Origin of the sequence: Rhodococcus sp. AW25M09 (genome assembly GCF_000333955.1) — a bacterium.
In the GTDB taxonomy this organism is placed as follows: domain Bacteria; phylum Actinomycetota; class Actinomycetes; order Mycobacteriales; family Mycobacteriaceae; genus Rhodococcoides.
The window spans coordinates 103,990-125,280 of sequence record NZ_CAPS01000084.1 but is presented as its reverse complement, the minus strand read 5'-3'; the positions used below and the strand labels follow the sequence as shown (position 1 = coordinate 125,280).

At 63.8% G+C, this 21,291-nt stretch carries 23 protein-coding genes; 16 read left to right on the top strand and 7 right to left on the bottom strand.

The annotated features are described in order from the left end of the window. Nucleotides 1-40 precede the first annotated feature (40 nt). On the top strand, nucleotides 41-1,495 hold the full coding sequence (gene zwf / locus RHODMAR_RS17470) for a glucose-6-phosphate dehydrogenase (RefSeq protein WP_042939732.1): 1,455 nt from the start codon (nucleotides 41-43) through the stop codon (nucleotides 1,493-1,495). Nucleotides 1,496-1,506: 11 nt separating this feature from the next. On the opposite strand, the gene RHODMAR_RS17465 is transcribed toward zwf, so the two are convergent. Continuing rightward, entirely contained in the window at nucleotides 1,507-1,986 is a 480-nt protein-coding gene (locus RHODMAR_RS17465; RefSeq protein ID WP_008716952.1) for a hypothetical protein, read from the bottom strand. Between the two features lie 141 nt (nucleotides 1,987-2,127). Between RHODMAR_RS17465 and thyX the strand changes: the two genes are divergently transcribed. The 3 genes from thyX to RHODMAR_RS17450 all read left to right on the top strand — a co-directional run bounded on the left by thyX (nucleotide 2,128) and on the right by RHODMAR_RS17450 (nucleotide 5,728). Next, the gene (gene thyX, locus RHODMAR_RS17460; RefSeq protein ID WP_008716950.1) at nucleotides 2,128-2,880 is read left to right on the top strand and encodes an FAD-dependent thymidylate synthase; all 753 of its coding nucleotides are present in this window, start codon (nucleotides 2,128-2,130) and stop codon (nucleotides 2,878-2,880) included. Between the two features lie 77 nt (nucleotides 2,881-2,957). Continuing rightward, the gene (gene dapA / locus RHODMAR_RS17455) at nucleotides 2,958-3,866 is read left to right on the top strand and encodes a 4-hydroxy-tetrahydrodipicolinate synthase (RefSeq protein WP_008716948.1); all 909 of its coding nucleotides are present in this window, start codon (nucleotides 2,958-2,960) and stop codon (nucleotides 3,864-3,866) included. A gap of 107 nt (nucleotides 3,867-3,973) precedes the next feature. Then, nucleotides 3,974-5,728, top strand: coding sequence for a ribonuclease J (locus tag RHODMAR_RS17450; RefSeq protein WP_042939678.1), 1,755 nt, complete (start codon nucleotides 3,974-3,976; stop codon nucleotides 5,726-5,728). Between the two features lie 11 nt (nucleotides 5,729-5,739). Here RHODMAR_RS17450 and RHODMAR_RS17445 read toward each other — a convergent pair whose 3' ends face one another. Beyond that, nucleotides 5,740-6,519: a sulfite exporter TauE/SafE family protein gene (locus RHODMAR_RS17445; protein ID WP_008716945.1), complete on the bottom strand. Its 780-nt coding sequence runs from the start codon at nucleotides 6,517-6,519 to the stop codon at nucleotides 5,740-5,742. Between the two features lie 79 nt (nucleotides 6,520-6,598). Between RHODMAR_RS17445 and RHODMAR_RS17440 the strand changes: the two genes are divergently transcribed. Together RHODMAR_RS17440 and RHODMAR_RS17435 are read left to right on the top strand one after the other, a co-directional pair. Then, complete coding sequence (locus RHODMAR_RS17440) at nucleotides 6,599-7,222, top strand: TIGR03085 family metal-binding protein (RefSeq protein WP_042939731.1); 624 nt, start codon at nucleotides 6,599-6,601, stop codon at nucleotides 7,220-7,222. Nucleotides 7,223-7,291: 69 nt separating this feature from the next. Continuing rightward, complete coding sequence (locus RHODMAR_RS17435) at nucleotides 7,292-9,985, top strand: DNA translocase FtsK (RefSeq protein ID WP_008716940.1); 2,694 nt, start codon at nucleotides 7,292-7,294, stop codon at nucleotides 9,983-9,985. 84 nt (nucleotides 9,986-10,069) lie between these two features. On the opposite strand, the gene RHODMAR_RS17430 is transcribed toward RHODMAR_RS17435, so the two are convergent. Together RHODMAR_RS17430 and RHODMAR_RS17425 are read right to left on the bottom strand one after the other, a co-directional pair. Beyond that, nucleotides 10,070-10,354, bottom strand: a complete 285-nt coding sequence (locus RHODMAR_RS17430; RefSeq protein ID WP_008716938.1) for a YciI family protein — start codon at nucleotides 10,352-10,354, stop codon at nucleotides 10,070-10,072. Nucleotides 10,355-10,396: 42 nt separating this feature from the next. Continuing rightward, entirely contained in the window at nucleotides 10,397-10,984 is a 588-nt protein-coding gene (locus RHODMAR_RS17425; RefSeq protein WP_008716936.1) for an amino-acid N-acetyltransferase, read from the bottom strand. A gap of 140 nt (nucleotides 10,985-11,124) precedes the next feature. Between RHODMAR_RS17425 and pgsA the strand changes: the two genes are divergently transcribed. From pgsA to RHODMAR_RS28705, 5 genes are all read left to right on the top strand, one after another. Beyond that, nucleotides 11,125-11,844, top strand: a complete 720-nt coding sequence (gene pgsA / locus RHODMAR_RS17420; protein ID WP_081606029.1) for a CDP-diacylglycerol--glycerol-3-phosphate 3-phosphatidyltransferase — start codon at nucleotides 11,125-11,127, stop codon at nucleotides 11,842-11,844. Nucleotides 11,845-12,042: 198 nt separating this feature from the next. Further along, nucleotides 12,043-12,384, top strand: a complete 342-nt coding sequence (locus RHODMAR_RS17415) for a helix-turn-helix domain-containing protein (RefSeq protein WP_008716932.1) — start codon at nucleotides 12,043-12,045, stop codon at nucleotides 12,382-12,384. Between the two features lie 144 nt (nucleotides 12,385-12,528). Next, the gene (locus tag RHODMAR_RS17410; RefSeq protein WP_008716931.1) at nucleotides 12,529-13,338 is read left to right on the top strand and encodes a PspA/IM30 family protein; all 810 of its coding nucleotides are present in this window, start codon (nucleotides 12,529-12,531) and stop codon (nucleotides 13,336-13,338) included. A gap of 112 nt (nucleotides 13,339-13,450) precedes the next feature. Continuing rightward, nucleotides 13,451-14,251 carry a phage shock envelope stress response protein PspM gene (pspM, locus tag RHODMAR_RS17405; RefSeq protein ID WP_042939728.1) on the top strand — a complete coding sequence of 267 codons (801 nt, stop codon included), beginning with the start codon at nucleotides 13,451-13,453 and terminating at the stop codon, nucleotides 14,249-14,251. A gap of 99 nt (nucleotides 14,252-14,350) precedes the next feature. Continuing rightward, entirely contained in the window at nucleotides 14,351-14,524 is a 174-nt protein-coding gene (locus RHODMAR_RS28705) for a hypothetical protein (RefSeq protein ID WP_042939727.1), read from the top strand. Nucleotides 14,525-14,537: 13 nt separating this feature from the next. Here the strand turns inward: RHODMAR_RS28705 and RHODMAR_RS17395 are convergent, their stop codons facing one another. Further along, nucleotides 14,538-15,434: a diacylglycerol kinase gene (locus tag RHODMAR_RS17395; RefSeq protein WP_042939676.1), complete on the bottom strand. Its 897-nt coding sequence runs from the start codon at nucleotides 15,432-15,434 to the stop codon at nucleotides 14,538-14,540. 317 nt (nucleotides 15,435-15,751) lie between these two features. Between RHODMAR_RS17395 and RHODMAR_RS17390 the strand changes: the two genes are divergently transcribed. The 5 genes from RHODMAR_RS17390 (at nucleotide 15,752) to RHODMAR_RS17370 (ending at nucleotide 19,632) form a co-directional block, all read left to right on the top strand. After that, nucleotides 15,752-16,333, top strand: a complete 582-nt coding sequence (locus RHODMAR_RS17390) for a TetR/AcrR family transcriptional regulator (RefSeq protein ID WP_042939726.1) — start codon at nucleotides 15,752-15,754, stop codon at nucleotides 16,331-16,333. Nucleotides 16,334-16,461: 128 nt separating this feature from the next. Continuing rightward, on the top strand, nucleotides 16,462-17,634 hold the full coding sequence (locus tag RHODMAR_RS17385; protein ID WP_008716924.1) for a glycosyltransferase: 1,173 nt from the start codon (nucleotides 16,462-16,464) through the stop codon (nucleotides 17,632-17,634). Nucleotides 17,635-17,644: 10 nt separating this feature from the next. Next, the gene (locus RHODMAR_RS17380) at nucleotides 17,645-17,836 is read left to right on the top strand and encodes a DUF3046 domain-containing protein (protein ID WP_042939725.1); all 192 of its coding nucleotides are present in this window, start codon (nucleotides 17,645-17,647) and stop codon (nucleotides 17,834-17,836) included. Between the two features lie 194 nt (nucleotides 17,837-18,030). Next, nucleotides 18,031-19,068: a recombinase RecA gene (gene recA / locus RHODMAR_RS17375; RefSeq protein WP_008716921.1), complete on the top strand. Its 1,038-nt coding sequence runs from the start codon at nucleotides 18,031-18,033 to the stop codon at nucleotides 19,066-19,068. A gap of 12 nt (nucleotides 19,069-19,080) precedes the next feature. Beyond that, nucleotides 19,081-19,632 (top strand): regulatory protein RecX, encoded by a 552-nt coding sequence (locus tag RHODMAR_RS17370; protein ID WP_008716919.1) that lies wholly within the window; start codon nucleotides 19,081-19,083, stop codon nucleotides 19,630-19,632. Between the two features lie 94 nt (nucleotides 19,633-19,726). Here RHODMAR_RS17370 and RHODMAR_RS17365 read toward each other — a convergent pair whose 3' ends face one another. Together RHODMAR_RS17365 and RHODMAR_RS17360 are read right to left on the bottom strand one after the other, a co-directional pair. Continuing rightward, entirely contained in the window at nucleotides 19,727-20,593 is an 867-nt protein-coding gene (locus tag RHODMAR_RS17365) for an amino acid ABC transporter permease (RefSeq protein ID WP_008716917.1), read from the bottom strand. Beyond that, on the bottom strand, nucleotides 20,593-21,270 hold the full coding sequence (locus tag RHODMAR_RS17360) for an amino acid ABC transporter permease (RefSeq protein ID WP_008716915.1): 678 nt from the start codon (nucleotides 21,268-21,270) through the stop codon (nucleotides 20,593-20,595). Before RHODMAR_RS17360 ends, RHODMAR_RS17365 begins: the two co-directional genes overlap by 1 nt. Nucleotides 21,271-21,291: the final 21 nt, after the last annotated feature.

Here is a 21,291-nt window from a genome sequence, read left to right as displayed (position 1 = left end):
CGAAGTGCACTCGAACGCAATCGGCGCCACTATTTCCAGTGTGACTTCTCGCTGGACAGACACCGCAGCCGAACTCCCACCCCAGGTCGTCGTGCTGTTCGGGGCGACCGGAGACCTGGCCAAACGCAAACTTCTCTCTGGGATGATGCACCTGGCACTGTCCGATCTCGCGCCGAACATCCGAGTCGTGGGTACCTCGCTCGAGGAGATGTCCACCGACGAATTCCGAGCTCTCGCGCGTGAATCGATCAACGAGTACTCCAGCCGTAAGGTCGGCGACGAGCAGTGGCGACAGTTCGCTTCGCGGTTGACCTATGTGTCGCAGAAGGCAGGACCGGCAGCTCTGAGTGAAGCCGTAGCCGAAGCCGAGATCGAGCTGGGAGGGAGCGTTCGTCGGCTGCACTACCTGTCCGTTCCGCCCAGAGCGGCTCTGGCAGTGGTGGATACGCTCGCGTCGGCAGATCTGGTCAAACGCTCGCGAATCATCATGGAGAAGCCGTTCGGTACGGATCTCGAGAGCGCAATCGCGTTGAATGCTCGGGTCCACGAGACGTTCGACGAGGATCAGATCTTCCGAATCGATCACTTCCTCGGAAAGGAGCCGGCCCAGAACATCCTGGCCTTCCGTTTCGCCAACGGATTGTTCGAGCCGATCTGGAACCGCAATTTCATCGACCACGTGCAGATCGACATTCCCGAGAAACTCGCCCTGGACGGCCGAGCGGGATTCTACGAGTCCACCGGCGCGTACAAGGACATGGTCGTCACGCACCTGTTCCAGGTACTTGCATTCATGGCGATGGAACCGCCGACGGCGCTCGAGCCTGGCGCGATCGGCGAGGAGAAGAACAAGGTCTTCCGATCGATGTTGCCGCTGGACCCGAAAAATGTTGTCCGAGGTCAGTACACGGGATACCGGTCGGAGGACGGCGTGGCTCCCGATTCCGATACCGACACCTTCGTGGCACTCAAATGCGAGATCGACAATTGGCGGTGGGCCGGTGTGCCCTTCTACCTCCGCAGCGGCAAACGCCTCGCCGAGGGACAACGCATCATCTCGATCGCGTTTCGTGAACCACCGAAGAGCATGTTTCCGGCCGGCTCGGGTGTCGGTGCACAGGGACCCGATCACCTGACCTTCGACCTCGCCGATGCATCCAAGGTGTCGTTGTCGTTCTACGGCAAGAGGCCAGGCCCCGGTATGCGCCTGGACAAACTGAGCATGCAATTCGCCATCCACGAAACCGAACGAGTCGGCGACGTCCTCGAAGCCTACGAACGGTTGATCCTCGACGCCATGTACGGCGATCACACTCTGTTCACCACCGCAGAGGGCATCGAACGACTGTGGCAGGTGTCGGAACCGTTACTGGCCGATCCGCCTCCGGTGCGCCTGTACTCACCAGGATCGTGGGGGCCCAACGCCATCCATCAACTCATAGCTCCGCACGCGTGGCGGTTGCCGTTCGAGCGGGAGTGGCGCGAGAAGAAGTAGGCGCTGACGGATCAGTTGTTCCAGCCGCGATCCTTGCGCATCTGATCGCGCAAGGCACCTTGAACTGCCTGTGACAGCCAGGAGTTGAGAGATACTCCGCTGTTGTTCGCAGCGTCCTCGGCGCGTTCCTTGATCTGCTCGACCAGCCGCAACGTCACCCGTCGTACTTCCCCGGAGACATCGTCCATCGTCGGGTAGTCATCGGCGGCAGCCTCGTGTGGTTCGCCGTCGTGCAGATCGGCAGCCACGCGGTCGCGTCGAACATCGGCGTGCGCCCGGGGGCCGTCGAGACGAACGCCGACGGTATGACCGTCCAGTTCGCTCGAGACCTCGGCCGCGAAGTCGGACAGTGCGGTCAGCAACATCAACCTGGCCGAGGCCTCGGCGGTGTTGCCGAGTGCCTCCGCCGTGGCCCGAGTGCGTTCGTCTCCCAGAGCCGCAGCTGCAAGAAGATCGGTGCGCAGCGTCTCGGTGTACTTGTTCAGTTCCATGACGTCAGTGTGACGTCATCTATGGCGTCAGTCAAGCAGGTTCGATGGCGTCGAGTGGCGTCATGCTGGCGTCGGCTTTCGTCGAAGACGGGCGATCACACTTAGTGTTGTGCGGTGTCGTCTGAAAACGAAGGTAGAGCGGTGCCCAGAGCAGTGGCCCTGAACGTCCGACTGGTCGCCCGAACCGAGTTCGTCGCGCCCGAGGAGATTCCCTGGGAAACCGATGCGGACGGCGGACAAGCGTTGGTCGAGTTCGCTGGACGTGCGTGCTATCAAAGCTGGTCCAAGCCCAATCCTCGGACCGCCACCAATGCGTCGTATCTGCGTCATCTGCTCGATGTCGGGCACCTGTCGGTTCTCGAACACGCGAGCGTGAGCTTCTACATCACCGGTATTTCGCGCTCGTGCACACACGAGTTGATTCGTCATCGGCACTTTTCCTACTCCCAGCTCTCGCAGCGGTTCGTTCCCGAGCACGACGCCAATGTCGTCGTTCCGCCTGCGTTGGAGGGTGATCCCGAGCTCGAGGCGCTGTTCGCGTCGGCGACCGAGGCGAGCCGTGCGGCGTACACCGAGCTGCTCGGGGCCCTCGAAGGAAAGTTGGAGTCGGTCACCAACGCAGCGTTGCGCGGCAAGCAGGCTCGGCAGGCCGCGAGGTCGGTACTCCCGAATGCCACCGAGACACGGGTAGTGGTGAGCGGGAACTATCGGGCGTGGCGTCATTTCGTGTCGATGCGCGCCTCGGAGCACGCGGACGTCGAAATTCGCCGCGTCGCTGTCGAATGTCTGCGTAAGCTCGTGGAGGTGGCCCCGGACGTCTTCGGCGACTTCGAGATCTCGACGCTTCTCGACGGGACGGAAGTGGCCCGCAGCCCGTTCGTGACCGAGGTCTAGAGGCGAGGTTCCGTCGCCTCCGGTATCGGGTATGCCCGCTGCGCAAGCGCGGGCAAAGCACCGGGTAATCTGCTGCCATGACCTACGGTGACGCCGCTCCTTCCGTTGCGCCTGTGTTCGGTACGGTGCTCACCGCGATGGTGACCCCGTTCACAGCGGACGGAAAGTTGGACATCGATGCCGGCGTACGGCTGGCGCATCACCTCGTCGAGCAGGGCAACGATGGATTGGTTCTGGCCGGTACGACGGGCGAATCACCCACCACCACCGAGAACGAGAAGCTCGAACTGCTCCGTGCGGTGATCGCAGCGGTGGGCCACCGAGCTCGAATCATCGCCGGGGCCGGAAGCAACGACACCGCGCACAGCGTCGAACTCGCCCGTGATGCCGCCCGCGCTGGAGCGCACGGTCTCCTGGTCGTCACCCCCTATTACTCCCGGCCACCTCAAGCCGGTCTGTATGCACATTTCACAGCGGTCGCGAGTGCCACCGACTTGCCCGTGATGCTCTACGACATTCCGCCGCGCTCGGTCGTCCCCATCGAGACCGAGACTTTGCGCCGGCTCGCCGAGCATCCACGAATCCTCGCCGTCAAGGATGCCAAGGGAGATCTCAACGCCGGTGCCGAGCTGATCGCCTCGACGGGCCTGCAGTTCTACTCCGGTGACGATCCGCTGAACCTGCCGTGGCTCTCGGTCGGTGCCACCGGATTCGTCAGCGTCATCGGCCATCTCGTTCCGGCACGTCTGCGCGAACTGCACACCGCCTTCATGATGGGCGACATTGCGCGTGCGCAGGCAATCAACGTCAGCCTCATCCCGGTCATTCGCTCGGTCGCGCGCCTCGGTGGCGTCAGCGCCTCGAAGGCCGGCCTGCGCCTCATCGGACTCGATGTCGGCGAACCACGACTTCCCCAGGTGCCTCCGAGCATCGACCACATCGAATTGCTCGCAGCCGAGCTGCGGGCGGCAGGAGTTCTTGTATGACACGACCGAACAGATCGCGCGGACGCGCAACCCGAAACGCCGGACCTCCCTCCGAGCGCCCGGCCCCGAAGCAGGGCCAGCCGTCAGGAGCGCGGCAGGGCAAGCCGATGGTGCAGAACTCGGCGCGAACTCAACGGCCTGACAAGCGTCGCGAGTTCGACCCGACCCAGCGACTCGGTACGCCGCCGAAGGCACCCTTCAAGGGCCTGCGCGTGGTCGCACTCGGTGGCATCGGCGAAATCGGTCGCAACATGACGGTGTTCGAGCACCAGGGCAGACTGCTTATCATCGACTGCGGTGTCTTGTTTCCGGAGGATCAGCAACCGGGCGTCGACCTGATTCTGCCCGATTTCCGGCACATCGAGAACCGCATGGCCGACGTCGAGGCAGTGGTTCTGACGCACGGCCACGAGGACCACATCGGAGCAATTCCGTTCTTGCTTCGCCTGCGCCCCGACCTGCCCGTCATCGGGTCGAAGTTCACCCTCGCACTGGTAGCGGCCAAGTGCCGTGAGCATCGGCTGCGACCGAACCTCGTCGAGGTGATCGAGGGCCAGCACACCCAGCACGGCCCGTTCGACTGTGAGTATTTCGCGGTCAACCACTCGATTCCCGATGCGCTCGCCATCGCCATCAGAACCGATGCCGGTCTGGTTCTGCACACCGGTGACATCAAGCTCGATCAGCTGCCGCTCGACGGTCGCCTGACCGACCTCGCCGGTTTCTCGCGACTCGGCGACGAGGGCGTCGATCTGTTCCTGGTCGACTCCACCAATGCCGAGGTACCCGGATTCGTCACCCCCGAGCGTGAGATCGGCGGAGTTCTCGACACCGTCATCGGCAAGGCGAAGCAACGCGTCATCGTCGCGTCGTTCGCCAGTCATGTGCACCGAATCCAACAGGTCATCGATGTCGCGGAGCGCTACAACCGCCGGGTGGCGTTCGTCGGCCGGTCGATGGTGCGCAACATGCAGATCGCGCAGGACCTGGGCTACCTGCGGGTGCCCGACGGCCTCGAGGTCAACGTCGACACTGCCGCAACACTTCCCGACGATCGGTTGGTGCTCATCTCCACCGGTTCGCAGGGAGAGCCGTTGTCGGCGCTGTCGCGAATGGCTCGGGGCGAGCATCGTCAGATCAACGTCAAGGCGAACGACCTCGTGGTGCTCGCATCCTCACTGATTCCCGGCAACGAGAACTCGGTGTTCGCAGTGGTCAACGGTCTCGCCAAGCGAGGTGCGACCGTCGTGACCCAGCAGAACGCGAAAGTTCACGTCTCGGGCCACGCTTCGGCGGGCGAACTGCTGTATCTCTACAACGCGGTGCGGCCCACCAACGCCATGCCGGTGCACGGCGAATGGCGTCACCTTCGGGCCAATGCCGCATTGGCCAAGGCGACAGGTGTGGCCGAGGACCGCGTGGTGCTGGCCGAGGACGGCGTGGTGGTCGACATGGTCGACGGTCTCGCCGAGATCGTCGGACAGGTACCCGTGGGGCACGTGTACGTCGACGGTCTCTCGGTCGGTGACGTCGGTGATTCGACGCTCTCGGATCGACTGGTGCTCGGCGAGGGCGGTTTCATCGCGATCAGCGTTGCCGTCGATTCGGCCACCGGCCGTGCGGTGACCTCACCCGAGGTGTCCGGTCGCGGATTCTCCGACGATCCGGCTGCACTCAAGGAAGCCGGACAGCTCGTCGAGGCGGAGCTTCAGCGTTTGGCGTCCGACGGCGTCTCCGACACTCACCGCATCGCGCAGGCAGTGCGCCGCGTCGTGGGGCGTTGGGTAGCGGACAAGTACCGGCGCAAGCCCATGATCGTTCCGACCATCATCGCGGTCAACCCGCAAGCGCAGCCCAGATAGCGAACGATCGGCTAGACCAGCAGTCTCCAGAGTCCGATCAGTCCGAGAACGACGATGGCACCGCGCAGGGCCGCCGGCGAAAGCCGGCGGCCGTAGCGGGCCCCCACTGCGCCGCCGATCAGTGACCCGACTGCGATCAACCCGGCGGCTTGCCAGCTGATGTCGTCGAACCGAAAGATCGTGTACGTCACTGCGGCAACGACATTGACGACCAACGACAGCAGATTCTTGGCCGCGTTCATTCGCTGCATCGTTTCGGGTAGCAGCGCCCCCATCACGCCGATCAACAGGATTCCCTGTGCGGCAGTGAAATAGCCGCCGTAGATGCCGACCAGCAGGGTGCCTACCGTGACCAATGCCATCCGGGTCCGGCTGATCTGGTTCGCCGCCGTACCGGCGGCGTCCGAGCGACGCTTCGCCCAGGCCTGGATTCTCGGTTGTGCGACAACGAGAATCAGCGCGCCGATGAGCAGTACCGGTACCACGGCCGCGAACACCGTTTCGGGCAGATGCAACAGCAGCCATGCGCCGCCGAGAGCACCGAAGAACGAGGCGGGCAATTGCCACCGCAGGCGATGCCATTGACCGCGCAGTTCTCGGCGATATCCCCATGTACCGGACACACTTCCCGCTACCAGTCCCACAGCGTTGGACATGGTGGCGACCACCGGGGGATAGCCGAATGCAACCAGTGTCGGAAACGTGATCAGCGTTCCGGATCCGACGACGGCGTTGATGGCTCCTGCCCCCAGGCCGGCGAGCAAAATGACGAGAATTTCCGAGATCGGCACTGTTGGGAGGTTACCCAGACTTCGGTGTGCGGCCCCCGGCAGGATGCCGTCGGTTCGCTCGGGACGTAACGTGGAGCACGTGAGCCTCGCCCAGGATGAACGTTCCCAACTTGTTCGGACCCTTCTCGATGTCGGTCCGGACGCGCCTACGCTGTGCGGACAGTGGACGGCCGCCGATCTGGCCGCACACCTCGTCGTTCGAGAGCGACGACTCGACGCCGCGCCGGGGATATTCATCTCTGCGCTGGAGGGCTACACCGAGCGAGTGCAGCAGTCCGTGGCGAATCGGCCGTTCACCGCAGTCGTCGACGACGTTCGTACCGGTCCTCCGATGTGGTCGCCGTTCGCGCTGCTGGACCCATTGATCAATCTCGGTGAGATGTTCGTGCACCACGAGGATGTACGTCGGGCCGGCGACAAGTGGACCCGACGAGCCCTACCCGCGGCCGTGGAGGCGCGACTCTGGCCGCAGGTCCGGTTGATCGGGCGGGCCGGCCACCGTGCCGCACCCATCGCGGTGCGCGTCCGCACTCCGGACGGCAGAACCGCGACCTTCAAGGGTGGCTCCGGTACCGGCGTGACGGTGATAGGTGATCCGTCCGAACTGCTTCTGTACGCGTTCGGTCGGGATCAGGTCGCCGTCGAATACGAGGGTTCGGACGACGACGTCGCCGCGGTGAAGGCACTCGATCTGAGCTTCTGACACATTCACCTGTCCTGTTACGGGTGTTGCGGATGGTTTCGGCGGGGCTGTTGCGACTAGCCTGGGAGCATGGCAGGAAAGACCAGCACCTCCGCCGCCAGAGCCGGATCCACCGGATCCGGCTCTTCGCGCACGTCCGGTACCGCACGTAAGTCCGGCTCCGGACGCACCGCACGGACCGTCACAACGCCGAAGAAGCCGACTGCGCCGCGCAACCCGGCAACGGCTCGGGCAAGCGCGTCTCGTGGCAAGGCACCTGCGAGAAATACATCGTCTCGGCGACCGGCGACCAAGAAGAAGTCCCGCGGTGCGCTCGATGCGATCGGCCGCGGCATCGCGTCCACCTGGTCGATGGCGGCTCGGGGTGTCGGTGCCACGACCAGGACGGTCGGCAAGGCCGCCGATATCGAGCACGGCCACCGCCGGGACGGGATCGCCCTCGGGCTGATCGCCGTCAGCGTGGTTCTCGCCGCGAGTGTCTGGCTCAGCGCCGGCGGGCCGGTCGGACAATGGATCGAGGTGGGGATCCGCGCTGTCATCGGAGCGGCCGGATATGTCGCACCCGTCCTCGGCGTTGCTGTCGCCGTCGTTCTGATGCGTTCCGAACCCCGTCCCGAAGTTCGTCCCCGACTGGTTCTGGGCTCGATTCTGCTCGCCCTCCCGATTCTCGGCCTGTGGCACATGGCCGCCGGCTCACCGAGCGACGCCGCCGGACGATCCGAGGGTGCCGGCTTCGTCGGCTACGTCGCAGGGGGACCGATCGCCGACGGCCTCACCGTGTGGTTGGCGGTCCCACTGCTCCTGCTCGCCGGTCTGTTCGGAGTGCTGCTGCTCACCGGTACCACCGTGCGCGACGTGCCGGATCGGATGCGGGCACTGTTCGGAACCGACAGTCGCGGCGACGAATACGAGGACTACGACCCGGCCGACTTCGGTTCCGAATTCGGAGACGAGGGCTACGGCCAGTACGACACCGACTTCGACGCCGACGGTTACCCGGTTCACGGCGGGGCAGACCCGTACGACAACTATCCGACCGAGGAATACATCCCGGTCGCCAAGCCGCCGCGGGCCCGCAAGACCCCCACACCGGAAGCAGCCACGGAGGTCATCACGCCGGCGGCCGCTCCCGCGTCTGCAGCGCCTGCCGCACCCGCCGCACCCGCCGCATCCGCTCGACCGAAGCCGAAGCCGATCGTCAAAGCGGCCGAACCGAAGTCGGCGGCCGAGGACGACAAGATCGTCGTCGATCGCGTCGTCGACGGGGACTACACACTTCCCTCGCTGTCACTGCTCATCGACGGCGATCCGCCCAAGACACGCAGCCAGGCCAACGACGCCATGATCGAGGCCATCTCCGAGGTGCTCGATCAGTTCAAGATCGATGCCGCGGTCACCGGCTTCACCCGAGGTCCGACGGTCACCCGCTACGAGGTCGAACTGGGCCCCGGGGTCAAGGTCGAGAAGATCACGGCGCTTGCCCGCAACATCGCCTACGCGGTCGCGACCGACAACGTGCGTCTGCTCGCGCCGATTCCCGGCAAATCCGCGGTCGGCATCGAGGTGCCCAACTCGGACCGCGAGATGGTCCGATTGGCCGACGTGCTCACTGCGCCGTCGACGCGCAAGGATCACCATCCGCTGGTGATCGGTCTCGGCAAGGACATCGAAGGCGATTTCGTCAGTGCCAACCTCTCGAAGATGCCCCACCTGTTGGTGGCCGGGTCCACCGGATCGGGTAAGTCGAGTTTCGTGAACTCGATGCTGGTGTCGTTGCTCGCTCGAGCGACACCGGACGAGGTGCGGATGATTCTGATCGACCCGAAGATGGTGGAGCTGACGCCCTACGAGGGCATTCCGCACCTCATCACGCCGATCATCACGCAGCCGAAGAAGGCCGCTGCGGCTCTGGCCTGGCTCGTCGAGGAGATGGAGCAGCGCTACCAGGACATGCAGATGAACAAGGTCCGGCACATCGACGACTTCAACAAGAAGGTGCGATCGGGCGAAATCACCGCACCGCTCGGCAGCGAACGCGTCTATCGTCCGTACCCGTACATCCTGGCCATCGTGGACGAGCTGGCCGACCTGATGATGACGGCCCCGCGTGACGTCGAAGAAGCGATCGTGCGAATTACGCAGAAGGCCCGTGCGGCCGGCATCCACCTGGTGCTCGCTACGCAGCGTCCCTCGGTGGACGTGGTGACCGGCCTGATCAAGACCAACGTGCCGTCTCGACTGGCCTTCGCCACGTCGTCACTGACGGACTCACGAGTCATCCTGGACCAACCGGGAGCGGAGAAGCTGATCGGTATGGGAGACGCGCTCTTCCTGCCTATGGGTGCCGGCAAGCCGACTCGTCTGCAGGGTGCCTTCATCACCGACGAGGAAATCTCGGCCGTCGTCGATTTCGCGAAGAACCAAGCAGAGCCCGATTACAACGAGACGGTCACGGCCGCGAAGGTCTCGGACAAGAAGGACGTCGACCCCGACATCGGCGATGACCTCGACGTACTGCTGCAGGCAGTCGAGCTGGTGGTGACGAGTCAGTTCGGCTCCACCTCGATGCTGCAGCGCAAGCTTCGGGTCGGTTTCGCGAAGGCCGGGCGGTTGATGGACCTGATGGAAAACCGCGGCGTGGTCGGACCGAGCGAGGGATCGAAGGCACGCGAGGTGCTGCTCAAACCGGACGAGCTCGACGGTCTGCTGTGGTCGATCAAGGGCGGGGATCCGGACGAACAGCCGGCGTCGGAGGAGTTCTGACGGTTCCCCACCCGGGGTGAATGGACCACTGCCCACGTCTCGGCGTGGCAATGGTCCATTCACTCGAACCGGGTGGCGGGCCGATCAGGACGTGAACGCCCCCATCACGGGAGTCCATTCGAGAAAGGTTGCCGACTCGATCAGGTTCTCCACCGCGAATGGATCCTGAGCGAAGAGTGTCTCGACGGAGGCGGCATCCGGGCCGTCGACCAGAATCAGCGCGCCGCTGCCGTCGGCGTACGGTCCGCTCGAGATCAAGGTCTTTTGCTCGAACAGGCCTGCCAACCAGGCGCGAGGGGCAGCACGATGCGTGTCGCGCCCGTCTGCGGTGGTAGGAGAGTAGAGATAGGTGACGGCGATCAGGGGCATGGAGCTCTCTTCCGAATTCGAGGGGTGGTTCGGAGAATTCTGTCAGAGCGAGAGCAACATTCGAGTGTTGCCCAGGGTGTTCGGTTTGACGAAACTGAGATCGAGGAACTCCGCCACGCCGGTGTCGTAGGACCGACACATCTCCGCATACACCTCGGCTGTGACGGGCGTTCCATCGATCTCGGTGAATCCGTGCCGAGTGAAGAAGTCCACCTCGAACGTCAACACGAACACTTTCCGCAGTGCCAGATCGCGCGCGACCTCGACGAGCTTGGCGACGATCAGGTGCCCGGCACCGTGCCCCTTCGCGGCGGGATCGACTGCCACCGTGCGCACCTCGCCCAGATCGGCCCACAGCACGTGCAACGCACCGCACCCGATGATCTCGCTGTCACGCTCGGCGACCCAGAACTCCTGAACGGCCTCGTAAAGGGTCACGAGATTCTTCTCGAGGAGAATTCGACCGGCGTAGATGTCGATCAATCGCTTGATGTCGGGAACATCGGAGGTCTTGGCGCGACGCACGACGAGGGTGCCGCCATTCGGGGAAGACGCGTCCACGGCGTCGGAATGCACGTCGGATTCGGGATACGCGGTGTCGCGACTCGCCCGATTCGGCCCAGAAGTCATGGGGTGAACAGTAGTCAGTACCTCAACCGATAAACTTTTCGTGTGTCGTCCACTGAGCTGTATCCCCGCCTCGGCGGGTCGGTGCTGCGCGGAGTTGGGCACACCACCGGAAGCGTGGTCCACAGCGCGCGAGTTCGCCGATGATCGATCCGGCAGCGCCTGATCCGAGCGGGCCATCGAGCAGCGGTGCCCCAGGAAGCGGCGTCACAGGAAGCGGCGTCACAGGAAGCGGTGCCTCCGGCTCCGGGAGTGTTCGACGCAGCGCAGAGTTGCCACACGGTAACGCCGCCCCCGGCGGATCCGACGTGCCCTTGCTCAACATCGCCAACGTCTTGACGGTGCTCAGAATCGCCCTGGTTCCGGTGTTCCTCGCGGCGTTGTTCGTCGGCGACGGCCACGAGAGCCCTTGGCGTCTGGTAGCGACTGCCATCTTTGCCGCAGCCGCCATCACCGACCGGATAGACGGCCAGTTGGCGCGCAAGTACGGTCTGGTCACCGATTTCGGGAAGATGGCCGACCCCATCGCAGACAAGGCACTGATCGGCGCGGCGCTCGTCGGATTGTCGATGCTGGGGGACCTGCCGTGGTGGGTGACGGTGATCATCGCAGTTCGGGAAATCGGCATCACGGCGGTGCGGTTCGCAGTCATCCGCCACGGCGTGATCCCGGCCGGCCGCGGCGGGAAGATCAAGACTCTGGTGCAGACGCTCGCGATCGGGGTGTATTTGTGGCCGCTGCCGAGCGCGTTCGATCCGGTCGCGATCACGTTGATGGCTCTGGCGGTGTTGCTGACCGTATACACCGGTCTCGACTACGTGGTGCAGGCCGTTCGCCTGCGCCGAGGCGTGTCCTCCACGTGAGAACTCCGGCGGGATACAGTCTTGTCAGCCGTGTCGTAGCTGCTTCGGCGCGTGTTGGAGTGAACGGGCATATAGGGTCGGGAACCAATCGGACCGACTGGGACGTTGCACATAGTGACGGCTCCGGACGAACGAGATATGAACGTTGTCGTCTCGACGGTTCACCCGTCGGCACGAACACCAACGAAGAGGAGCGAGATGGCGCTGCTATTGCGTGAAGCACTCGGCGACAGTCTGCGGCGTACTCGCGTCGCACAGAGCCGAACCCTGCGTGAAGTCTCGAACACCGCGCGCGTGAGCCTGGGATATCTGTCCGAGGTGGAACGTGGTCGCAAGGAGGCGTCGAGCGAGCTCCTGGCGGCTATCTGCGACGCGCTCGCCGTCCCGCTCGCGGACGTCATGAGTGATGTCAGCGTGACTCTGTCCGACGCATCCATCGCCGCCGCCCGACCGGAGGACTCGGCTGTCACGACTCGTATCGACGGCGATACTCGCGTCGTGATTCCCGCACCTGCTGCCAGAGCCCTCGCTGCCGCCTAAGATCGGAAAAGTACTCAGTTTCGACTCCTGACCCACACCAAGCACTCGACTTTCTCAGCACGGACAGGTTCATTTCGGTCACTGCGAGAGCAGCCGACCCGCACGCGGCCACCGCGGCGCAACAGATGGAGGCAGGACCACCCCATGGCTAATCCTTTCGTCAAGGCCTGGAAATACATGATGGCGCTCTTCAATTCCAAGATCGACGAGAAGGCCGACCCCAAGGTTCAGATTCAACAGGCGATCGAAGATGCCCAGCGGCAGCACCAGGCACTGTCTCAGCAGGCCGCGTCCGTCATCGGCAATCAGCGCCAGCTGGAGATGAAGCTCAGCCGGCAGCTGGACGAGGTCGAGAAGCTCAACGCCAACGCTCGGCAAGCTGTGACGCTGGCCGATCAGGCCGCCACCGCAGGCGATGTCGAGAAAGCCACGCAGTACACCAATGCCGCAGAGGCGTTCGCGGCGCAGTTGGTGACCGCCGAGCAGGGCGTCGAGGACCTCAAAGTCCTGCACGATCAGTCACTGCAGGCTGCCACCCAGGCCAAGAAAGCCGTCGAGCAGAACGCCATGGCTCTGCAGTCCAAGGTCGCCGAACGTACCAAGCTGCTCAGCCAGCTCGAGCAGGCGAAAATGCAGGAGAAGGTCAGCGAGTCTCTGCGTTCGATGGACAGCACCCTGTCCGCGCCGGGTAACACCCCGAGCCTGGACGCTGTCCGCGACAAGATCGAACGACGTTACGCGGACGCTCTGGGATCGGCCGAGCTGGCCCAGAACACGGTGTCGGGCCGGATGATGGAAGTTCAGCAGGCATCGGTCCAGATGGCGGGGCACAGCCGCCTCGAGCAGATTCGTGCATCCATGTCCGGTGATTCGCTGCCGTCGGGCAATGCCGCTGCCAAGCCCTCGATCGCCAAGACCCCAGAAGCAACGCCCGAGCCGCCGGCTCAGGCATAAACGGCCGAGCGCACAGTTCCGTTCACCTGACGTCGGCACCGACATGGGTACCCGAGAACACGAATCCGGCCGGTCGCGCAAGCGACCGGCCGTTTCGCTGGATCGAGAGTCCGTGACCGCAGCAGTCGCGGAATCAGGTTCGGTAGTCCGGTCGCTCGCGGAGTCCGCCCGCGGTGTAGGAATGTCCTTGCTCGACGCGGCCGGCCGTAGAAAAGACCCTCGCGTCAAGCATCTGAAGAAGATCCGTCGGGCCAGACGCCGCGGAGTCAGGTTCGGAGCCGCCTCCACCACGACGGCGGTGGGAACAGCCGGGATGGCCGTGCTGTCTGCCCCTGAGTGGGCACTGTACGTCGGCGGCGGAGGCGCGGCATTCATGGCCGTTCCGGCGGTCTTCGCGCTCAGCCGTTTGCGGCACCTGCGATCCCAGCCGGTACCCGTGGGCCTGCCGACCAAACGCGTGACGCCGCAGCGTGGATCCGCCGCACACGAGTCGATGACACGGTTGGCCGGGGCCGAACAGGGATTCTTCGAGCTGTTGGGGATACTGGCGAGGTCCGAGACGATCGGGTCCGAGGAGGTCGAGGAGATGATCGGCGTGGCCTCCGACGCGGCCCGCGGTCTCGAAGGTGTCGCCGTCGACATCGCCGCGCTCGAACGCGCGGGCGCGGCGAGCGTAGTCACGCGTGACCATGTGCGCAGCGGAATCACGTCGGCTGCAGCGGATTTGGCCGCCGGGGTCGAGCAGTACGAACAGCTCGTCGCCGCTGCTGCTCGGATGACCGGACCGGCTGGATTCGCATCGACGACGGTCGCGGAATCGCATCGCCGTGAGCTGGCGTCGGCCACCGATCGATTGCAGGGGTGGGCCGAGGCGCTGGCCGAAATCGACGAGATCCGGGCTCGACACCGCTGACACAATTCAGGGTTCACCCCGATGTATTCACTCGGCTCCGGTGCCAGGATGGATGCAAGCGCACGACACGGTGCGCTTTCGACATGGCAGGAGCTCGAGATGTTCTGGAAGATACTCGGATTCATCGTTCTGATCTGGATTGCGCTCGCGCTACTGGGCACCATCATCAAGGGTGTGTTCTGGCTGGTGGTGGCCGGGGCCATCGTGTTGGGGCTGGTGTGGCTGTACAAGGCGATCTCGTCCAACGAGGATCACTCTTCGCTGAAGTTCTGACTCGGCGGTCCACTCACCTGTGAGGTGCCGAGTTCGGATCGACGAACACCCGCAGCGCCCGCGGTACGGACTGCGCTTGGACGGGCAATTCGCCCACCCGTTCACCGTCTGCGTACGCGACGATTCCGTCGCAGTGCAGGGTGACCCGCCCCGAGGTGTAGGTATCCACCTGTGGGAGGTCCACGTGCGTCCCCCGATAGATTGTCGGCGACATCCCGAGCAATCGAGTTCGGCCCACCCCGCGTACGACGGTGATGTCGAGCAGGCCGTCGTCGATCCGAGCGCTCGGACATATCGCCATGCCTCCGCCGTAACTGTTGCCGTTCCCGACGGCGACCAACGTGGCGTCGACCCGGAGCTCCGCATCGTCCAATTCGATGACGTACGGCAACTTTTCGAGCTTCGTCAGCTGCAGGATCATGGCCGCGTTGTAGCGAAGGGGGCCGCCGAGCCATCGAAGCCGGCTCGCTCTCTCGGTGACCAGCGAATCGAAACCACTGGACAACACGGTCGCGAACCAGCGTTCGCCGACTCGGCCCAGATCGATCGTGCGCGTGACGTTGTCGGCGACGAGGTCTGCTGCGCGGACAGCATCGCCCCGAGGTATGCCCAATACTCGGGCCAAATCGTTTCCGCTGCCTGCAGGTACGAGACCCATCGGGGTGTCGGTGCCGGCGAGCACTTGAATCACGAGATTGACGAGCCCGTCGCCGCCGACCGCGACCACAGCGTCCGTTCCGCTCCCGACGGCCCTCTCCAGCAGTGTCAACGCGTCCCCGGGGGTGCGGCCTTCGATGGCTGTGACGTGAATTTCCCGCTCACGGAGTCGGGCCACAGCACACCGCCCGGCGTGCGCCGCGCGCCCGCGACCGGCCGTCGGATTGGTCAGCACCGTCACCGAGCGGGTCATGGGCGTCCCGATTTTTCGATCACGTGGACAAGCTTGCCAGGGTTGGCCTCGGCTGTGTTGGTGACAGATTCGATTCCCGTCCGGATCGGTCCGGCGTACATTGTGAACGCGCATTCTCGCAGGCGGCGTGGCCGAATGTCGTTGTGACTGTGAGCTATAGTAACGAAACGAATTTCGTTATCGCAGGCCAGGAGTTCTCTCCGCAAAGTGAAGGGTGGCACGTGACCGAGCAGTCGGTGTCGAATCCTGTCTCGACCGAGGCGGTGCAGTCCGAGGCTCTGCAGTCCGGGGCTCTGCAGTCCGAGGCTTTGCAGTTTATGGTCGATGTGCCCGAGAGATCGGTCGAGGACACCGTCCTCGACGCGGCCCGCTCGTGCATCCTCGAATACGGAGTCAAGCGGACCACGCTCGCCGAGATCGCCCGCCGGGCCAAGGTCAGTAGGCCGACGGTGTATCGGAGATGGGCCGACACGCGAGCAGTGGTGTCGAGCTTGCTCACCCGGGAAATCGGCGCGCTGATCCCGAGCTTCGACGCCACCGCGTCCGGCCGCGATCAGATCGTGGCCGCTGTCGGTGTGGCCGCCGACCGAATCCGAATCCACCCACTGTTCGTGAAGATTCTGCGATCCGATTCCGACGTGCTCGCCACGTATATCCTGCATCGACTCGGCACAAGTCAGTCATTGATCATCGAAGCCTTGACCGGTTTGATCGTGGCAGGGCAACGCGATTCGACTGTTCGTGCTGGAGATCCGGCGGTACTGGCGACACTCGTTCTGCTGATGGTGCAGTCGGCTGTCCAGTCTGCCGAGATGGTGTCCGGGCGCGTCTCCGGGGTCGAGGTGATCCGCGAGATGGCGTGGGCAGTCGACTCCTATCTGCGGCCCCACACTGCCTGATGAGGCTGCGCCGATCGGCAGACTCCAGCGTCGACGCTGGAGTTCGATAACAGAGCCGCCACGGTTCGGGTGCCGTTGTCTCTCGCTGCGCCTCGGCCTCCGCGAGCCGGGTGTGGCACGCTGGTCCCGTGCGAGTCGCGGTGGTAGCTGGGCCGGACCCAGGGCATGCGTTTCCGGCCATTGCTCTGTCTCTGTTGTTTCGCTCGGCCGGCGACGACCCTGTTCTGTTCACCGGAAGCCGATGGGTGCCCGACGCCTGTGCCGCCGGGATACAGGCGTTTCCGCTGGGCGGTCTGGCACCACGACCCGAGGACGATGACCTCGATGCCGGGCAGCGCCTTCACTCACGAGCTGCCTTCATCTCGACCGAACTGTTGCCCGACCTCGAACGGCAGAATGTCGACCTGGTCGTGTCCGACATCCTGACCGCAGGGGGCGGGATGGCCGCCGAGCGTCTGGGCATCCCCTGGGTCGAGCTCTCGCCCCATCCGCTGTATGCACCATCGAAAGGGCTGCCTCCCCTCGGAAGTGGTCTGGCTCCGGGTATCGGGTTCAGAGGCAGGCTGCGCGATACCGTGATGCGCGCGCTGACGGCACGTTCGATTGCACAGGGACGATCTCAACGGAGCCTCGCCAGGACGAGTATCGGGCTTCCGGCTCGTGATCCGGGACCGGCTGCCCGGCTGATCGCTACCATTCCGGCGCTCGAAGTGGAACGTCCTGACTGGCCGGAGGACGCACACGTGGTCGGTCCGCTGCTGTGGGAGCCGACCGAGGCGCTGCTGGACGCTCCCGACGGGGAATCGCCGTTGGTGATGGTGGCCCCGTCGACGGCATTCACCGGTGCCGAGGGAATGCTCGAGATGGCGCTGAAAGGGTTGGCAGGCAACGGGGTTCGGGTAGTGGCGTCGGTTCTGGACGGAGGTCCCGAAGTGCTGCCGGATTGGGCGAACGCGGGACTCGGTCGGCAGGACGAACTCCTTCGCCACGCCGATGTGGTGGTGTGCGGGGGCGGGCACGGAATGTTGGCCAAGGCCCTCATTCACGGGGTGCCGGTGGTGACCGTGCCCGGTGGCGGTGATCAGTGGGAACTGGCGAATCGGGCAGCTCGGCAGGGGAGTGCCGTGATCGTCCGGCCCCCGACGCCGGTCTCGATTGCCGACGCGGTGGCCGACGTGCTCTCCGATCCGCGATTCGCCCGGGCGGCTGCCACGGCGGCGGCCGGCGCGCGGCGCGTCGAGGATCCGGTGTCGGTGTGTCACGAGGTGCTCGCTCGCAGCACGCCGAGGGCCGGACGTTAGTGTGGTGCTTGTGCGTCTGACCGAATTTCGTGAACTGCTGACCGAGGAGTTCGGCTCCATTCGAGGTAATTCTCTGCTTGCCGATCATGTGTTGTCCGGTATCGGCCGAACCGGGGCACAAGCCATCGAGGAGGGCGTCGACCCGCGAGAAGTGTGGCGCTCGATCTGCTACGAGTTCGATGTTCCGAAAGAACGCTGGTAACTCCGCACGGTCGATGTGATGCTCTCGGCGTGTCGAACGGCATGGTAGTTGACTCGAACACGTGTTCCCCTATGCTGATGTCAACGGTTGCTGAGCGGTCTCGAGAAACTTCTTGTCGGTACCCCGTTCTAGCGTTACCGACGACAAGCTGATCGATACGACACAGCTGAACGACACGACACAGGGAGCTCACGATGGCTGCATACGATCGCGACAAAGCACTCGATCTCGCACTTGCGCAGATCGACAAGAACTTCGGTAAGGGTTCGGTGATGCGCCTCGGTGACGAGGTTCGCCAGCCCATTGCTGTCATTCCCACGGGATCGATCGCGCTGGACGTGGCACTCGGCATCGGAGGGTTGCCGCGTGGACGTGTCATCGAGGTCTACGGTCCGGAATCCTCGGGTAAGACCACAGTCGCCCTGCACGCGGTGGCCAGTGCTCAGCGCGCCGGCGGAATCGCCGCGTTCATCGATGCCGAACACGCACTCGATCCGGACTACGCGAAGAAGCTCGGTGTCGATACCGACGCACTGCTGGTCTCGCAGCCCGATACCGGCGAGCAGGCTCTCGAGATTGCCGACATGCTGATTCGTTCGGGTGCGCTCGACATCCTCGTCATCGACTCGGTGGCGGCACTCGTACCGCGCGCCGAGATCGAAGGCGAGATGGGCGACAGTCACGTAGGCCTGCAGGCTCGCCTGATGAGCCAGGCGCTGCGCAAGATCACCGGTGCCATGAGCAACTCGGGTACCACCGTGATCTTCATCAACCAGTTGCGCGAGAAGATCGGCGTCATGTTCGGCTCTCCCGAAACCACCACCGGTGGTAAGGCATTGAAGTTCTACGCCTCGGTTCGCCTCGACATCCGCCGCATCGAAACCCTGAAGGACGGAACCGACGCCATCGGTAACCGCACCCGGGTGAAGGTCGTCAAGAACAAGGTCGCGCCGCCGTTCAAGCAGGCAGAGTTCGACATCATCTACGGCAAGGGCATCAGCCGTGAGGGCTCCTTGATCGATATGGGCGTCGAACACGGCTTCATTCGTAAGTCGGGTTCGTGGTTCACGTACGAGGGTGATCAGCTCGGCCAGGGCAAGGAGAACGCCCGCAAGTTCATGCTCGAGAATCCCGACGTGCGGGACGAGATCGAGAAGAAGATCATGGAAAAGCTGCAGATCGGCGCGGACGTCACCGCGGAGGAGCCCGCAGCTGCTCCGGTCGACTTCTAACCTGGTGTCGCTGTGCAGCAGCGAGAAGACGGTGGCGGCACCGAGGCGCAGGCGAAAGATGTCTGCCTTCGGTTGCTGACCGACCGAGCACGCAGCAGGTACGAACTCGAGACGAATCTTGCCAAGAAGGGCTTCAGCGCCGAGGTTGTGGACGCAGTTCTCGACCGGCTCGAAAAAGCCAAGCTCGTAGACGACGAATCGTTCGCGCAGCAATGGGTTCAGTCACGACACACGTACTCCGGCAAGGGCAAACGCGCCCTGAGTATGGAGCTCCGAAACAAGGGCGTCAGTAACGAGCTCGCTGTGCACGCGCTGGATCTGATCGATGCCGACGACGAGCGTCAGCGTGCAGGCGAGTTGGTACGCAAGCGATTCCGCTCACTGCAGCTGCCGGACCCGAGCGGACCGGATGCCCGCGCCGAACGTGACAAGGTGGTCCGGAAGCTCGTCGGCATGCTCGCGCGCCGCGGATACCAGCAGGGAATGGCATTCGCTGTGGTCAAGCAAGAACTCGACCGCGCCGGTGCCGACACCGAAGACTTCGACAGCACCGACACGATGTGATCGTCCACCTCGAGCCGGGGCTGTCGAGAAACAGTAAGGCCCGCAACACCATCGGTGTTGCGGGCCTTACTGATTTCAGTCCGATGGCGAGCTATCAGGCTGCCTGGCCGGCATTCTCAGCCGGTACGGGGGTGCCGGATTTACTCTTGCCGGTCCTCAGTCGCTTCTCGACCACAGTAGCGAGTTTGGTGAGCGAGGAGTTGATGATGATCATGATGACGGCCACGATCACCAGTGACGGCAGGTAGTTGCTGTAGAAGGCACCCACCTGCTGCCCGGATCGAACGACTTCGACATAGCCGATGATGTAGCCGAGCGCGGAGTCCTTCAACGCCACGACCATCTGCGAAATGATTGCCGGCAACATAGCAGTGACTGCTTGCGGAAGCAGAACCAGCAGCATGACCTGGCTCTTGCGCATACCGAGTGCCGACGCCGCCTCACGTTGTCCCTTGGGCAGGGAATTGACGCCGGCTCGCACGATCTCGGCGATGACCGAGCCGTTGTACAGCGTCAAGCCGGTGACCACCGCTGCCAACGCCAGGTACTTGACCTTGAAGACCTCGTAATCCGCGTAGACCGCGTACAGGAAGATCATCAGGATCAGCACCGGAACTGCGCGGAAAACCTCGACGAACACCCCACTGATCACCCGAACCGCCCGGTGATCCGACAGCCGTCCGATGCCGAGTGCAGCACCGAGAATCAGAGCGAACACGATCGACAACGCAGCTGCGATCAGTGTTCCCTGAATGCCGGGAAGCAGGTAGGTGGTCCAGGTGGTGGATTGGAGGAACGGATCCCACTTGTCCGCAGTCAGCTGACCTTTGGAATCGAGAGCCTGGTATATCAGGAAGGCGATACCCAGTGAAATTACCGCGACCACTGCGGTGAGGATTCGGTACCGCAGTACCGCTTTGGGGCCCGGGACGTCGTACAAAACTGCCACTGCATCACTCATCAGGACACCGCCAATCGCTTGCTGATGTAGCCGAAGAGCAATCCGGTCGGGAGCGTCAGAACCATGAATCCGAGTGCGAAGATACCGCCGACCACAAAGATCGCGGCCTCGTTCTCGATCATGTTCTTCATCAGGAACGACGCTTCCGCGACTCCGATGACCGAGGCGATCGTCGTGTTCTTGGTCAACGCGATCACCACGCTGCCGAGTGGTCCGACCACGGCACGGAACGCCTGGGGAAGAACCACGATGGAGATGTTCTGGGTGAACGTCATGCCCAACGAGCGGCCGGCCTCCGCTTGGCCCACCGGGACGGTGTTGATACCGGATCGGAGCGATTCGGCGACGAACGACGCGGTGTAGATACTCAGGCCGAGAATGGCCAACCGAAAGTTGTTGTCGTCGAGGAAGGTCGGCGAGGTCTCGGAAGCCAGCGAGACACCCATTGTCCCGTACAGCCCGAAGGAGGTGAACAGGATGATCAGGGTGAGCGGGGTATTGCGGAAAATGGTGACGTAGGTTGCGGCTATCCCACGCGCGATCGGAACGGGGGAGACCCGCATCGCGGCGATGATCGTTCCGATGACCAATGCGCCGACCAAGGAGGCCAGGGTGAGGTAGATGGTCGTCAGGAACGCGTCTATCAGTTGATCGCCGTACTTGCTCAGTAGGTTCAAGGTGCTTCAGGTCCTCACGGC

Bases quoted from the DNA above. Each gene is read 5' to 3' on its own strand.
- RHODMAR_RS17365 (WP_008716917.1), bottom strand. From the start codon at position 20,593: ATGAGTGATGCAGTGGCAGTTTTGTACGACGTCCCGGGCCCCAAAGCG.
- RHODMAR_RS17390 (WP_042939726.1), top strand. From the start codon at position 15,752: ATGGTCGATGTGCCCGAGAGATCGGTCGAGGACACCGTCCTCGACGCG.
- RHODMAR_RS17410 (WP_008716931.1), top strand. From the start codon at position 12,529: ATGGCTAATCCTTTCGTCAAGGCCTGGAAATACATGATGGCGCTCTTC.
- RHODMAR_RS17395 (WP_042939676.1), bottom strand. From the start codon at position 15,434: ATGACCCGCTCGGTGACGGTGCTGACCAATCCGACGGCCGGTCGCGGG.
- RHODMAR_RS17425 (WP_008716936.1), bottom strand. From the start codon at position 10,984: ATGACTTCTGGGCCGAATCGGGCGAGTCGCGACACCGCGTATCCCGAA.
- RHODMAR_RS17450 (WP_042939678.1), top strand. From the start codon at position 3,974: ATGGTGCAGAACTCGGCGCGAACTCAACGGCCTGACAAGCGTCGCGAG.
- RHODMAR_RS17415 (WP_008716932.1), top strand. From the start codon at position 12,043: ATGGCGCTGCTATTGCGTGAAGCACTCGGCGACAGTCTGCGGCGTACT.
- RHODMAR_RS28705 (WP_042939727.1), top strand. From the start codon at position 14,351: ATGTTCTGGAAGATACTCGGATTCATCGTTCTGATCTGGATTGCGCTC.
- RHODMAR_RS17465 (WP_008716952.1), bottom strand. From the start codon at position 1,986: ATGGAACTGAACAAGTACACCGAGACGCTGCGCACCGATCTTCTTGCA.
- dapA (WP_008716948.1), top strand. From the start codon at position 2,958: ATGACCTACGGTGACGCCGCTCCTTCCGTTGCGCCTGTGTTCGGTACG.
- RHODMAR_RS17430 (WP_008716938.1), bottom strand. From the start codon at position 10,354: ATGCCCCTGATCGCCGTCACCTATCTCTACTCTCCTACCACCGCAGAC.
- RHODMAR_RS17435 (WP_008716940.1), top strand. From the start codon at position 7,292: ATGGCAGGAAAGACCAGCACCTCCGCCGCCAGAGCCGGATCCACCGGA.
- recA (WP_008716921.1), top strand. From the start codon at position 18,031: ATGGCTGCATACGATCGCGACAAAGCACTCGATCTCGCACTTGCGCAG.
- pgsA (WP_081606029.1), top strand. From the start codon at position 11,125: ATGATCGATCCGGCAGCGCCTGATCCGAGCGGGCCATCGAGCAGCGGT.